The organism is Thalassobacillus sp. B23F22_16, assembly GCF_043496955.1.
GTDB classification, from domain to species: Bacteria; Bacillota; Bacilli; order Bacillales; family Halobacillaceae; genus Thalassobacillus; species Thalassobacillus devorans_A.
In genome coordinates, this window is the sequence record NZ_JBIEKD010000014.1 from 73,325 (window position 1) to 88,066 (window position 14,742).

The following is a 14,742-nucleotide window of genomic DNA, read 5'->3' on the forward strand; positions in this document are numbered from 1 at the left end:
ATAGAATAATCCTAACCCGGGAGGATTAACCGATGGTATTAGATGAACGAAGAGTTTCTATATTAAAACTGTTCTTTGAAACAGAATCCCCTATACCCACCAGCGGTCTCGAAAAGAAACTGGGTGTATCGCAACGTACGATCTATTACGATATCCAGCAAATTAATAATTGGCTGGAGCAACAGGGGATCGAAAGTATTAAGAGGAAGCACGGAGCTGGTTTCTACCTTACAGAAGAAGCTCGTACGAAGCTTCCTCACCAGGCACAATGGTCTGATGAATGGGGCTACCAGTATTCTCAGGAAGAACGGAGAATACTCCTAATGATTTATCTGCTTACAGCAAAAGGTCCATCCTCTATGAAGATGTTCATTGAACTGGTACATGCAAGCAGAGGAACGATCGTTAAAGATTTAAAACAGATCAAGAAGCATTTTGCAAAGCATTCTATTCAATTAGACTATCAGCCTAATAAAGGTTATGTGATAACTGGACAAGAGACCGCGAAACGCGAGATTCTTTCTGATTTAGTAGCAGAAGTATATGTGAAGCAGGAAGCTGAGGTGCTGAAAGAGCAGGTGCATCATTTACTTCTTTCCCATGGTGATTCTGCTGATCACGATAATGAATTGCAGGAACGTATCAAAAATCATCTTTATGAAATGGAAGACTTGCTGCACCTGACTTTCACGGAAGAAACCGTCGAATTACTGTCGATTCAAATTCTGATCACCTTAAAGCGGCTGGATACCGCTCCTTCTTTGAAGGTGGATGGGGAAGAAAAAGAAGTACTGCGAACAACGAAGGCTTTTCAAGTTGCGAAGGAAATGATCGAGAAACTGCACACGAAAGAGAGTACCACCATTCCTGAAGATGAAATCTGTTTCATTGCCATGAACATTCTTGGCGCCAAAGTACACCGAGATGATCTTTCAAGCGATAGTGAGAAGGAGCTCGAGGGCCTTCGAAATGTAGTGAAACGCATGATCAACGATTTCCAGGCGCATGCATGCATTATTTTCGACGACCGGGAAGGGCTGGAGGATAACCTCATCGCTCATATCAAACCCACCTATTACCGTTTGAAATATGGAGTGAAAATAGCAAATGAGCTCGCAGATTCTATCCAGGAAAACTATAGTGAACTAATCCATCTGACAAGAAAAGTGATGATTCACCTGGAGTATTTTGTGGGAGTTGAGATTCCTGATGAAGAAATCGCCTATATCGCGCTTCATTTCGGTGGATGGTTGAAAAGAGAAAGAAAGCAGGTTCCTGCTGACTACCAGGCAATCATCGTCTGTGAAAACGGTATCGGTACTTCTAATATGTTGAAATCACAATTAGAAAACTTGCTCTCAGGGATAAAAATCACGCAAACATTCTCCATGAGAGAATTCGAGTCACAAAAAGATGCACTGGATGTCGATATCATTTTTTCAACAAATTTCATTAAAGAAAAAGATACACCAGTCATCCATGTCCCTGCCATTCTCTCCAATACAGACAAAGAATTTGTCATGCAAGAGTTGAACAAGCACCTTTCTTATCAAGGCAAACAAAGAAATGAAGCTGAAAAACTGATGGCTATCATCGAGCGTCATGCCACCATTCATGATCGCGACCGGCTTCTGCAAGATTTAGAAGGATATGCACCAAAGAATTCAATTGCTGGAAAGGAGCGTCATTCTCCCGTGTTACAGGAACTATTGACCTCAGATACTATACAGTTTAAAGACAAAGCCTCCGATTGGATGCAAGCTATAAAAATAGCCGCCCAACCGCTGGTAGATAAAAAATTCATCCATGCCAGCTACGTGGATGCCATGATTGAAAATGTAAATGAATTTGGCCCGTATATTGTTATTGCCCCCAAAATCGCTATCCCTCACGCACGCCCTGAAGCGGGAGTTGAACGATTAGGGATGAGCTTACTCAAGCTGGAAGAACCGGTTGGTTTTTCTGAACAAGAAAAACACCAGGCGAACCTTGTCATTGTGTTAGCAGCTATTGACAATGAAACGCACCTGAAAGCTTTATCCCAGCTGACAACCATGCTGTCAGAGGATGGAAACATCGACAAAATTTTAAATTCCCAAGATAAAAATGAAATCACTGATTTAATAGAAACTTACTCACACTAAGGAGGAACTAAAAATGAAAAAAGTACTTGTAGTATGTGGAAACGGATTAGGAAGCAGTATGATCGTAGAAATGAACGTAAAGAGCATTTTGCAGGAGATGGGGAAGGAAGCAGAAGTATCTCATACGGACCTTTCAAGCGCAAAGTCTGAGCCAGCTGACCTTTACCTGGGTTCAGAAGATATCGTCGGAAGCCTCGAAGATGGACAAAAGAATGTCGTCAAATTGCAAAATTTAATGGATAAAAATGAACTTCGCGAGGCACTAACCAACAACCTGTAAAACAGCACGAATCAAACATTTTGAGGAGGGAATTAACAAATGGTCGATTTAATTATGGTTGATATATTAGGTACCCCTTCCATTCTGGTCGGTCTATTCGCCCTGATCGGACTGCTTATACAGAGAAAAAACATTGCAGATATCGTGTCAGGAACATTGAAGACCGTGATGGGTTTTGTCATCCTTGGTGCCGGCGCTAACGTACTTGTCGGCTCCCTGGAACAATTCAGCAGCATGTTCGACGAAGCCTTCAGTGTCGGAGGAGTAATTCCTAATAATGAAGCTATTGTAGCACTGGCTCAGGAAAGCTTTGGAACCGAAACAGCAATGATCATGCTGTTCGGTATGGTAGTAAATATTGTGTTAGCCCGTTTGACACCATTTAAATATATCTTCTTGACTGGACACCATACGATGTTCATGGCTTGTATGATTGCGGTGATCTTAGTAACTGGCGGTATTACCGGACCAACAATGATCATTGTCGGATCCATCATTCTTGGTGCATTGATGGTACTGTCTCCAGCTATGCTCCAGCCATTTACCCGGAAAATTACCGGATCTGATGATTTTGCTGTCGGCCACTTCGGCTCATTCGGCTATTTCATTTCAGCGTCTGTTGGTAAAGCCGTCGGTAAAGGATCACGTTCTACAGAAGAAATCAAAGTCCCTAAATCGCTTGGGTTCTTACGCGATACTTCGGTATCCGTTTCCTTGACAATGGTTATTCTCTTCTTTGTCGTAGCAGGAGCTGCCGGTCCAGCATTCATTGAAGCAGAACTAAGCGGCGGACAGAACTTTCTAGTATTCGCGCTTATTCAAGGGATCACCTTTGCAGCCGGTGTCTACATCATCCTTGCTGGTGTCCGTATGTTACTGGCTGAAATTGTCCCGGCATTTAAAGGGATCGCAGATAAAGTCGTACCAAACGCGAAGCCGGCGCTCGATTGTCCTGCCGTCTTCCCATTCGCAAGTAACGCAGTGATTATCGGATTCTTAACCAGCTTTATCGCAGGACTTGCCTCCATGTTCTTATTGCCGGTCTTCGGCTTGAAAGTAATCGTGCCGGGACTTGTCCCACACTTCTTCACCGGGGCAGCAGCTGGTGTCTTCGGGAATGCCACCGGCGGCCGTCGCGGAGCGATATTTGGTTCAGCGGCAAACGGTGTCCTGATCAGCTTCCTGCCAGCTCTGCTGTTACCAGTACTCGGAACACTCGGATTCGAAGGAACCACATTTGGAGACTCTGACTTCGGTGTAGTTGGAATTGTACTTGGAAACCTGATTAATTTCATCCAATCTAATATATTCTTTATCCTGGCCACGTTTGTAATTCTAGCCATCCTCTTTCTTCTCGGCTGGAAAAACAAACACACGATCGATGGCTCGGACAAAGCAGCATAATTAAAAAGTGACACCCCGGAGCCCTCCAAAATTTGGAGGGCTCCGTTTTTTTGGCCATACGCCTTTTCATCCTTTTCATTAGTCCATTCGGAAAATCATGTGGTATGGTGAAAGAAAGTGTTTAATCGAATTTTATCGATTATTGTAGGAGGAAATAAACGTATGGCGAGTGGATATAACTTATCTTCTACTGATTTTCATTCATTACAAACAGCCTCCAAGAAAATGTTTGAAGCAATCAGTAAGCAATTAGGTGTCAATACAGCTTATGTCACCCAACGAGGACCGACAGCAATGACGGTGCTCAGTTCGTATAATGATAAAGAAGAAATTATTCCGGAGGGTTACTCCGTCGAATATGGAGGTACATATTGCCGGCTGATCATCGGAAATGAAGAAGATACCATGAACACCGTCAACTTGACGAAGGATGCTTTGACCAGGGAGTTAGAAGTTACTTCTCAATTGCAGGTCAAAGGATTCTTAGGAGTAACACTGAAGAAACTGAACGGTGAAGTTTTTGGAACATTATGTGTCATGGATAAAGAAGAAAAGAACTTCAATGATGAAGACATCGAATATTTGAAGTCAATGGCTGAAGTCTTATCCCACATTATCGAACTTGACCAGACTAAATATAATATGGCTTTTCTTAATGTCCCCATCATCCCGATCACCAAAGGAGTTTCTATTCTTACCATCCAAGGACTCATTGATGAAATTCGCGCAGAAAAAATCACCAGCGTAGTCCTGGATTACGGTACTAAAAATGATATCGAGTATTTCATTGTAGATCTCTCAGGCTTAATCATATTGGACGGAACCTTCCCGCCAGTACTTATGGAGATTGTCACTGCTCTTGAAGTAATGGGCATCAAAACGATTATCACGGGGATTTCCCCCGAGATAGCACGGCATGAATTATGCGACATCCAGCAGTTGCGTGAAAAATCTAAAACTGTGAGTAATCTCGAGTCCGCTTTATCTTTCATTGGTTTTCAACTGACGGAAAAATAAAGCATTCAAAAACAGCGCGTTCCCCATTCCAGAACGCGCTGTTTTTGTTAGAGTTCTTTTTTATATAAATGAGGAACCCGGCTTGTGAAAATAGGAACATCTTTTCTTACTGACTTAACCTTTTCCAAATCCAGTTCCAGCGACAGTGACTCCTCCTTATCCACCGTTCCCTCGGCTAACACATCGCCCCATGGATTGATGACCATCGAGGTGCCTGCAAAATCCACATCATCGTATGAGCCGATCCGGTTGCTGGAGCATACATACATCTGGTTCTCAATCGCACGCGCCATTTGAAGCGTGCGCCAGTGGTCTCTCCTTGCCAGCGGCCACTCGGCTACAATGATGAGTACTTGAGCTCCTTCTAATGCAAGAGAGCGAATCAATTCCGGGAAGCGCAAATCATAACAAATGATCAAGCCCATCTTCAGGCCATCCAGCTCAAAAACTTCCGCAGGTTTCTGCCCGCCAGCGAGGAATTTTTCTTCCTTCAGCATCGGAACGAGGTGGACTTTGTCATAGTTATAAACCTCTTCCCCATTGGAATCAATCACATAAGCAGAATTGTAGATTCCACCCTCTTTTTTGTTGGCAATCGAGCCTGCGACTATGTTCACTTCATGCTGTCTTGCCAGTCCTTTGATGAACGGGATGGTCGGTTCACCGTCAACGTCTGCATATTCGTCGAGCTCCGGCAAGGTGTAAGCGGTCGTCCACATTTCCGGAAGAATAATTGTATCTGGGTTATTCTCTTCGACTTCTTTCTGTATCAACTCTTTTACTTTGATCCGGTTTGCTTCTGGATCACCTGGTACGATGTCCATTTGAAGAATGGAAAATTTCATACGGCCTTGCTCCCTTCCTAATATATGTAGGTTAACTTGTTATTTCTGATTGTATCATGAATCTATTAGAAGGCTACCAATGGCTACACTTTTTAAGTAGAGTAAACGTTATTAAGCCACAAAAACAAATGCGCTCCCTGAATAACCAGAGAGCGCAACCTTCTATTATTCTACTTTTGCTTTAGGGTCCAATTCCTCAAGCACATCTACTGAGGCCGGCCGACTGGTCAGGTGAGAAACAACATAGAAGGAAATCGCACTGACGATAAGGGCAGGATATATCGGATCCAGTCCGAAAAATGGTATAATCCCACGTTCAGCCAGCACTACTGTCAAACTTCCCAAAATCAGGGAGGTCATACTTCCGGCAGCAGTTGCCCGTTCCCAGAAATGCCCGACCACATAAGGTAAGAATGCTCCACCCGCCCGGAGCGTGAAGGAGAACATGAGCAACGCAATCAGATTAGCAAAATCGAAAACAGCAATAGCAAAGCTTAACCCGCTCACAAGAAGCATGGTATAACGAACCATCTTCAAAAGCTCCGCATCCGTTGCATTTTTCTTAATATAAGGATGATAAATGTCATTGGTGAATATCGAGCCAGCGGCCAGAAGGTTACTGGAAGCACTGGACATGGTTGCGGAAATCAATGCCGCAAACAGAATTCCTACTACAGCGGATGGTAATACTTCGATGGCCATGACAGGAAGTGCATACCTGGCACCTTGCTCAGCGATAATAGCACCATCGATAAGACCATTTTGTACCATGCCATACATGAGAATACCAATGAAAGCCGGAATGAAGGCAAAAATGACATATACGAAAGAGGTAATGTAAGAAGCGTGCTTGGCTGCTTTTGCATCTTTTGCTGAATAATAGCGCTGGACCGCTTCCTGTCCTACGGTGAAGGAAGCCACATACATGACGATCAAGGCAAGGATAGTACCGAAGCCGGCCCCATCGACCATACTCCATTTTTCAGCTGGTACATTGGCAGTGAGTTCTGTAAATCCCCCGCCATAATCAAGGGCAAATGGAATGATTAATGCCATACCGGCAAGGATGAAGAACCACTGGACAACATCCGTATAAACAACACTGAACATTCCACCCATAACACTATAGGCGCCCACTACCACCGTTACAACTGCAACAGAAAGTGTATAACTCCAGCCAGTCATAACGGAAAGAATAGTGGCTGATGCAATCAGCTGAACGGCAGTCAGACCTACCATTGGAAGCAGCATGATAACCGCTGTCACAAAGCCATTTTTCTTGCCATACCGCTTAGTAAAATATTCAGGAACCGTTTTGACAAGTGCTTTTCGTAAATGAGGTGCAATAAAAGCAAGGATTATAAAAGCTACGGCCATGGCGGTGACATACCAGAAGGCTGAGAATCCCCAGTCGCCAAAAGCCATTTCGACAACACCGAGCGAGGATCCGCCTCCGACCTCGGTAGCTGCTAAACTTCCAGCCAGCAGCCACGGGCCCATTTTACGGCCTGCAACGAGGAAATCCTCATTATTTTTTATCTTTTTCGAAGCGATGAATCCGATCAGCACCATAATGGCTAAATAAATGACAACAATCCCGATTACCGTTAAATTAACTCCCATGTTAGTTCCTCCTCAAAAGTTTTACTTCCATGGCTTACGAACTGACATTCAATGGCGCAGCAGCATATGAACGGCGAATTACCTGTCCGGCAGGTTTGCGGTAAGCTTCTTCTCCACGAATGACTATCTGACCATTAACGATAACCATCTCGATGCCCTTATTGAATTGACGCGGGTTTTCATAGGTAGCCTGATCGATGACCTTGTTCGGTTCAAATAGCACAAGATCAGCAGCAAGACCTTCCCGGATAATTCCCCGGTCCTGAAGACCGATGATTCTCGCTGGCTGTGAAGTCATCCGGCGAATCATATCCTCCAACGGTAAGACCTTTTCTTCCCTGACGTACTTTCCTAAAATTCTAGGAAATGACCCATACGCTCGTGGGTGCGGCTCCCCTCCCAATAAACCGTCACTTCCAATCGTTCCTGCCGGATGGGCCAAGATCTTCTTTACAGACGCTTCGTCCATGACAAAGTCAATCATACCGACAGCATTTTTCTCTTCTAAAATCAAATCAAGAGCAAGTTCAGCATAATCTTGACGCCCCTTCATAGCCCCTATTTGTTCGATGGTCTTTCCGACAAACGAATGGTTTTCAGGAGAAGCTACAGAAGTGATGACAATGCCATCCCAGCCTGCCCATTTCGACATGCTGTCCCAGCCTTTAAGGGCGCTGGCCATTTCTTTCACGATCTGCTTTCTAAGTTCCGGTGTTTCCAACCGCTCCAGCATCGCTTCTGTTCCACCATCATGTGCCCATGGAGGGAGAATTGCACTTAGCATCGTACTTCCTGCCGTGTAAGGATACTGGTCAAAAGTAACTTCCAGTCCATCCGATCGAGCCTGATCGATTTTGGCCAAAACATCCGGCGTTTTGTGCCAGTTATCTTTCCCGCAATTTTTCAAATGGGAAAAATGGAGATGGGCCCCGCAGCGTTTCATCATATTGATCAGTTCCTGCATCGATTCCAGGATTTCATCGCCCTCACTGCGCTGGTGGATGACTAGTGGTACGCCGTATTCAGCGATTACCTGACATAACGCCTCCAGCTCTTCCATTTCCGCAAAACAGCAAGGCGGGTAGATCAGGCCGGTCGACAATCCGACCGCTCCTTCATCGAGCGACCTGCGCAAAACGTCTTGCATTTGTTTGATTTCTTCTGCGTTAGCGGGACGGTTATCAAGCCCCATCACTTCCATCCGGATGTTTCCATGGGGAGCGAGGGTTGCCAGATTATAGCTCGGTTCATTACGTTCAATTTTATCCAGGTAGTTCTCTACTGTATTCCAGTCCCACTCAATTGGGGGTGTTCCGTCCAGGCCGGCAAGGTTTTTTCTCCAGGGTGATACATAGTTTTCCGGTAATGGTGCTGCTGCAATCCCGTCCTGGCCCAGGAGGTCGGTCGTGATTCCCTGCCTGACTTTTGCTTCAATCAATGGTTCATCAAGGATGACAAGGTCCGAATGGGTATGCATATCGATAAAACCTGGACTGACGATTTTCTGCTTGGCATCCACTACTTCCGCGGCCTCAATATGATCAAGTTTTCCGATCCTGGCGATTTTTCCATTTTCTACTGCAATGTCTCCGTAATACCAAGGGGAGCCTGTTCCATCGATGATTTTTCCGTTACGAATTAAAAGATCATACATATTTCGTTTCCTCCTTCTTAGCTTCTAATTGACTTAACGCATGCATAATGGCTGCATATCCCGCTGTCGCTTTCACTAATTGGTCGACTTCAATATACTCATCATCGATATGGGCAAGCGACTCAGGTGATGGACCGAATCCAATAGTCGGGATGTCAGCTTCCCCTGCAAAATGACTACCGTTGGTACAGAAGGAATAATGGGAGACTTCCGCATTCAGGCCCAGCTCCTGCAGCTCATTTCGGGGAGATTGGACAAATGCTTCCTTATCGTCATATAGCCAGCCAGGAAAGAACCGTTCATCGCCAATGATTTCCCCCGTATAGCAACGCTCCTCTCCAGTTGCATAACAGACACTCGCTTCAAAAGTTGGATCTTCTTTTTTAATCCTGGCAATCAAATCTTCGATTGGAGCCAGTACAGATTCTTTCGTTTCATTTACCAATAATCGTCGATCGAAAGTAGCCTTACAATGTGATGGAACGACAGATGCGCCAGGGTATGGAGAAGACTTGATATCGGTCAATTCCAGTATTCCTTCTCCCATCACCTCATGTTTTGCAACAGGCAGCTCACGAATTTCATTGACTAACTTCGTCATTTGGTAAACAGCATTTAGTCCTTTTTCAGGGTTCGATGAATGGGCCGGCTTACCAAACGTCTCGACTAAGATCTCCGCCCGTCCCCTTTGGCCGCGGTTTAGATTTAAATTAGTAGCTTCCCCAATGACGACGAAATCCGGTTTCACCTTTTCACTGACGAGGCGGGTTGCCACTCCTTCAAAGCACTCCTCATGAACACTGCAGGAAACAACAATTTTTCCTGGGAAAGAGTGGTTGGCAGCTTCCACGAAATTTACACCGGCAGAAATCATCGCACTCACAGCACCTTTCATATCAGAAGTGCCGCGCCCGTAAATTCTTCCGTCCTTCACTTCTCCTGAAAAAGCACCGACGGACCATTGCCTCTCCTGTACGGGGACGGTATCAATATGGCCATCAAACAAGACAGTCGGTCCCGGACGATCGCCATTCCAGACAAGCAGCACATTCCCGTACTCATCCGTCACTACCTCATCAACATTCCTTGCTTTCGCATACTCCTGAATTGTATTGGCGACCTGGTCTTCCTCACCGGAATAGCTTTTGATTTGTACTAACGTTTGGCATAACTCTATAACATTTTGTTTTTGGACTTCGTTTAACATGTAAGGTTCCTCCCTTGATTTATTGATTTGGATAATGACCTTTCCAAACGACATCACGATAATGCTTCGCGTCGGTATCCCCCTCGGTACTGATCAGTAACACTCGTGAATTTTCATCTAATCCCACCTCGTTGTTTGCCCGTATATAGTTTGAATCAGATCGCAAGTAATGAAACAAACCAAGTGTTACTGCCCCTGATTCTCCAGAAATGATACGTGAATCATCCCCGATTGGACTGCTGTATATCCGCATTCCCAATGCGGAAACTCGGTCGTCACAGGAGAAGGAGGCGCTCGCATACTGTCTAAGCACCCGAAAAGCCCTTGTGTTCGGCTCTCCACAAGCCAGCCCAGCCATGATCGTATCCATATCTCCAGTCACCAGTTCTCTTTGGCCAGTCGGAGAAGAAAATGAACGATAATAACAGTCAGCCTGATGAGGCTCTACTACCATGATTCTCGGAGCCTCTTCCCTGTAATGCTCCACCAAATAGGCAGCGATCGCTCCCGCAAATGAACCCACACCCGCCTGAAGGAAAACATGGGTTGGCGGCTTGCCGTTACTGGCATCAAGTTGCTCCGTCACCTCTTTTGCCATCGCAGCATATCCCTGCATGATCCATAACGGAATTTCATCATATCCCTCCCAGGCTGTGTCCTGCACCATGATCCAGTTATTTTTTTCCGCAAGGTCCGCACAATAACGGACTGCATCATCATAGTTCAGGTCCGTAATATCCGCTTCTGCCCCTTCCTTCCGTATAGCATCCAAACGTTCATGTGAAGAACCCTTCGGCATATAGATCACTGAATGATAACCAAGCTCCCTTGCCGCCCAGGCTACTCCTCTGCCATGGTTGCCATCCGTAGCCGATATGAAGGTAAGGTCCCCGAGTTGCTCTTTGACTTGTTCCGATTTCAAGATATCGAAAGAAAGATTCTCAATGTCTTCCCCTATTTTGTCAGCGATACATTTTGCCATCGCATAGATGCCACCCATCACTTTGAATGCATTCAATCCAAAGCGGTACGATTCATCTTTCACCCGGATATCTGCTACATTTAATTCTTTCGCCAGGTTTTTTAATTGAAATAATGGTGTCTCGGTGTATGCTTCGTGAGTTTTTTGAAAGGCATGTACTTTGGCAATCTCTTGGTGACGGAAAAAGGACAGCTCCATCTGGTTATAGTCACTGGAATAAAAATTGTTTTTCGTCCAGGCAATCGTCTTCGTCTCTGTCTTTTGCATGTGATAACCTCCTAGTTCAGTTGGGCAATAAATTCTATTTCAACCAGGGCGCCTTTTGGAATGGCAGCCACCTCCACGCAGCTCCTGGCCGGTTTATGATTTGAAAAATAATGGCCATAAACTTCATTGACTTGCTGGAATGATTCAATAGAATCAAGAAATATCGTCGTTTTCACCACATCATCTAAGCTAAGGTCAACTTCTTTTAATAAACCAATAATATTCTCCATCACCTGCTTTGTTTGTTCTTCCACGGTAGTTGCGGTGATTTCTCCGTTTTCCGGATTGATCGGTAACATCCCTGAACAATATATCTGACCGTTTGATAGGACAGCCTGTGAATAAGGACCGACTGCAGCCGGGGCTTTGGTTGTTTCTACAGGTTTCAACATGCTTCTGCCTCCTTTTTGTTTTCACTTATATATCTTGCAATTATCGTGCCAATATTAAGAATATTGAATTAATAGTATTTCCTAAAAAAAATAACACCAGCCTTCGTCTCAATATGAGACCAGAGCCAGTGTATTTCGCATCATCCTGCCGAAGTATCAATATGAGACGATGTATCAATTTGATACTTCTTTATTTTCCTGAACAACGTAGCCCGTCCAATATTCAACAATTCACTAGCTTTATCAATAGGTAAATCATTCTTTTTCACATAAATAAGAGCTTTCTCGATTGTTTCCTTTTCTACTTTTTCTAAGGAAAAGAAAGGGAGTTCCTGTTTGTCAGCCTGAGGCTTAACTTCCAATTTACGTGATATGATCGGACCCGCTTCGTCTAATGTGATCCAGCCATCCTGAATGAAGTTAAATACATATTCAATGAAGTTTTTCAGCTCCCTGACGTTACCTTTCCAGGCATGTTCGAGCATTAATTCTTTGACTTCTTTTCCAAACCCAAGCACATTCGCCTGAAACTCTTCATTGAATTGTTTAATGAAATAGTCGCTTAAAGCAAGAATATCTTCCTTCCTGCTGCGGAGCGTTGGAATCATCATTGGGATAACGTTCAGTCGGAAGTATAAATCTTCTCGAAATAATCCATTGTCGACCATTGATTGGAGGTTTCGATTTGTTGCCGCTATCACCCGAACATCAATCGGTATTGTTTTAGTTCCACCTAACCGCTCTACCTCCATCTGCTGGAGGACTCGCAACAATTTCACTTGTAACTGTGCCGGCATTTCCCCGATTTCATCTAAAAATATCGTTCCGTTATTGGCTAACTCGAATTTACCAGGCTTCCCGGATTGATTCGCTCCGGTGAACGCACCTTTTTCATAACCAAATAATTCACTTTCTAATAAATGATCAGGGATAGCACCGCAGTTAACCGTGATGAACGGATGTTCTTTTCTGGGGCTCGCCCGGTGAATGGCTTTAGCAAATTCCTCTTTCCCTGTACCACTTTCTCCCATGATCAAAATACTGGAGTGAGATTGCGAGGCTTTAAAGGCATAATCTTTCACTTCCTTCAACTGAGGACTGATACCTACGATAGGTTCGAATGCTTTCTTCTTCTCTTCCACCACTTGATCGGCAAGGTGCTGAATCTCCTCCACAGCCTGAAGGATTAATAAATATTCGGTAGATTTTTGTGAGGTGATGAGTTTTTGTAACGTTGCGAATAACGGCTGTTCCTGTCCATTTATATTTAATTGGATCGTCTGGCGTTTATCATGTAGACCGTAATCTATCTCGTTCAATAGTTTACAAACCCCATCTTTATCTTTTTCTTCATTAAAACCAAGCAGCATCTTAGCCTTTACATTCATTTCCGCCAGATTTCCCTGCTCGTCGATAATGATGATGCCCTGTTCGACCAGGTTCATCATTTTCGCCATTTTCAGTGAGTTATTGGTCAGCTCCTCCAGCATTTCATGTTCATGAAGTTTACTGACCAGTAAATTCGCCATCTTTTCGAGGAAACTCAATATATCCTTGGTATTTTCAAACAGACGTGTCCGCTGTTCCTCGTTAAAGGCAAGCAGCCCGATAACTCCGATCGGTTCCCCCTTATAAGTGATAGGAGAACAGATTTCCCCTGTCTCCGAACAGTTCTGATAAAAGAAGCACCGCTCACAAACGGATTCAAAGCCAGGGTTTTCGATGATGACAGGCCGGCCGGTACGTACAGCTGATTGATAAACCAGATCGCCTTCCATCTGTTGGAGCACTCCGCTTTCCTGTTCTCCAGTCCCCGCCACACGGATAAAATCCTGGTTGGCAATCTCGACTTCTATTTTCAATACGGAAGCAATAGCATCTGCAATATTTTGTACCGTCGGCTGAATATCCATCAGATTCATACTCGATCCCTCCTTTGTTGTGTAATAGTATAACACGACAAAGTTCGCAATTTTCTAATATCTTGTTAGAAAATCATACAGGGAAAAGTACAACACCCCGGACCCTCCACAATATGGAGGGTCCGGGGTGGCATAATTTCAATTAGTTAAAACCTCGTATATATAGTTCATAAAAAGGTGAGTTATATCTATGTCAGTAATCTGATAGAGGGATCGCGTCCCTACAACATCTTCCACTTCATTAAGAATAAGCGAACCATCCGAATCAAATAAAAAGTCAATACCAATGAAATCTGAATCTAATTTTTCAGCTATTTTATGTACTAACTTTTTCTCTCTTTGGTTCAAATCATAGAGATCGGCGGTTCCACCTAAAGAGAGGTTGGCTTTGAAGTCGTGCTTATTAGTGCGAAGAACTGCAGCAATAATTTCCTCACCTAACACATATACCCGCAAGTCTTTTCCAATAACTGGAGCCAATTTCTGTACGATTAATTGCTGGTCAGAATGAAATTTAAGCAGTACATTTTGTAACTCTCCTTCATTAGCAGCCAGGTGAACTTGACTGCCGCCATGGCCTTCCACGCATTTTACTACAACCGGATATGGAATGAATGTGGCGTTCTGTCCGCATTCTTTTACGTTCATGAAATAGGATTCCATCATTGGAATTCCGAAGCTTGCGAAATATTGATGGGTGTTTGCTTTGTTGTTTCCGATTTCAGATACAAACGATTTATTGAATACCCGAATGCCAAGATACTCTAATTGTTTACTCAAAAAAGAATCCCGGCTTCTCATAATAACAAAGTCAGGTAATTCTACGTCTTTTCCATTATAGGTAACTAGATGCTGTCTATTTTTCACCCCGTGGAGTAAATTTTCTTTTACCATTGAGGTTAAGGACATGTCCAATTTCCTCGCATTTTGAACCAGGGCATTTTTAAAGAAGTGATTGCGCTTCAAATCCTTCTCATCATAAATAATCCAACCGTTGTACATAAG

At 44.0% G+C, this 14,742-nt stretch carries 12 protein-coding genes; 4 read left to right on the plus strand and 8 right to left on the minus strand.

What is annotated here, in order from left to right; translation table 11 throughout:
• Positions 1 to 32 precede the first annotated feature (32 nt).
• The 4 genes from ACGTNI_RS12295 to ACGTNI_RS12310 all read left to right on the plus strand — a co-directional run bounded on the left by ACGTNI_RS12295 (position 33) and on the right by ACGTNI_RS12310 (position 4,845).
• The gene (locus ACGTNI_RS12295) at positions 33 to 2,144 is read left to right on the plus strand and encodes a BglG family transcription antiterminator (protein WP_394462791.1); all 2,112 of its coding nucleotides are present in this window, start codon (positions 33 to 35) and stop codon (positions 2,142 to 2,144) included.
• Between the two features lie 13 nt (positions 2,145 to 2,157).
• Complete coding sequence (locus ACGTNI_RS12300; protein ID WP_394462792.1) at positions 2,158 to 2,424, plus strand: PTS sugar transporter subunit IIB; 267 nt, start codon at positions 2,158 to 2,160, stop codon at positions 2,422 to 2,424.
• A 39-nt stretch (positions 2,425 to 2,463) separates the two neighbouring features.
• Positions 2,464 to 3,828, plus strand: coding sequence for a PTS ascorbate transporter subunit IIC (ulaA, locus tag ACGTNI_RS12305; protein ID WP_394462794.1), 1,365 nt, complete (start codon positions 2,464 to 2,466; stop codon positions 3,826 to 3,828).
• A 162-nt stretch (positions 3,829 to 3,990) separates the two neighbouring features.
• The gene (locus tag ACGTNI_RS12310; protein ID WP_394462796.1) at positions 3,991 to 4,845 is read left to right on the plus strand and encodes an STAS domain-containing protein; all 855 of its coding nucleotides are present in this window, start codon (positions 3,991 to 3,993) and stop codon (positions 4,843 to 4,845) included.
• A 47-nt stretch (positions 4,846 to 4,892) separates the two neighbouring features.
• Here the strand turns inward: ACGTNI_RS12310 and ACGTNI_RS12315 are convergent, their stop codons facing one another.
• The 8 genes from ACGTNI_RS12315 to ACGTNI_RS12350 form a co-directional block, all read right to left on the minus strand.
• The gene (locus ACGTNI_RS12315) at positions 4,893 to 5,690 is read right to left on the minus strand and encodes a carbon-nitrogen family hydrolase (protein WP_394462797.1); all 798 of its coding nucleotides are present in this window, start codon (positions 5,688 to 5,690) and stop codon (positions 4,893 to 4,895) included.
• 165 nt (positions 5,691 to 5,855) lie between these two features.
• A complete protein-coding gene (locus tag ACGTNI_RS12320; RefSeq protein WP_394462799.1) occupies positions 5,856 to 7,313 on the minus strand; it encodes a sodium:solute symporter family protein in 1,458 nt (485 codons plus the stop codon).
• Positions 7,314 to 7,347: 34 nt separating this feature from the next.
• Positions 7,348 to 8,967 carry an N-acyl-D-amino-acid deacylase family protein gene (locus ACGTNI_RS12325; protein ID WP_394462801.1) on the minus strand — a complete coding sequence of 540 codons (1,620 nt, stop codon included), beginning with the start codon at positions 8,965 to 8,967 and terminating at the stop codon, positions 7,348 to 7,350.
• The gene (locus ACGTNI_RS12330) at positions 8,960 to 10,174 is read right to left on the minus strand and encodes a YgeY family selenium metabolism-linked hydrolase (RefSeq protein ID WP_394462802.1); all 1,215 of its coding nucleotides are present in this window, start codon (positions 10,172 to 10,174) and stop codon (positions 8,960 to 8,962) included. Before ACGTNI_RS12330 ends, ACGTNI_RS12325 begins: the two co-directional genes overlap by 8 nt.
• A gap of 19 nt (positions 10,175 to 10,193) precedes the next feature.
• Positions 10,194 to 11,423, minus strand: coding sequence for a diaminopropionate ammonia-lyase (dpaL, locus tag ACGTNI_RS12335; RefSeq protein WP_394462804.1), 1,230 nt, complete (start codon positions 11,421 to 11,423; stop codon positions 10,194 to 10,196).
• An 11-nt stretch (positions 11,424 to 11,434) separates the two neighbouring features.
• Positions 11,435 to 11,812, minus strand: a complete 378-nt coding sequence (locus ACGTNI_RS12340; RefSeq protein WP_394462866.1) for a RidA family protein — start codon at positions 11,810 to 11,812, stop codon at positions 11,435 to 11,437.
• A gap of 143 nt (positions 11,813 to 11,955) precedes the next feature.
• Entirely contained in the window at positions 11,956 to 13,737 is a 1,782-nt protein-coding gene (locus ACGTNI_RS12345; RefSeq protein WP_394462806.1) for a sigma-54-dependent Fis family transcriptional regulator, read from the minus strand.
• A 138-nt stretch (positions 13,738 to 13,875) separates the two neighbouring features.
• Positions 13,876 to 14,739 (minus strand): ATP-grasp domain-containing protein, encoded by an 864-nt coding sequence (locus tag ACGTNI_RS12350; protein WP_394462808.1) that lies wholly within the window; start codon positions 14,737 to 14,739, stop codon positions 13,876 to 13,878.
• Positions 14,740 to 14,742: the final 3 nt, after the last annotated feature.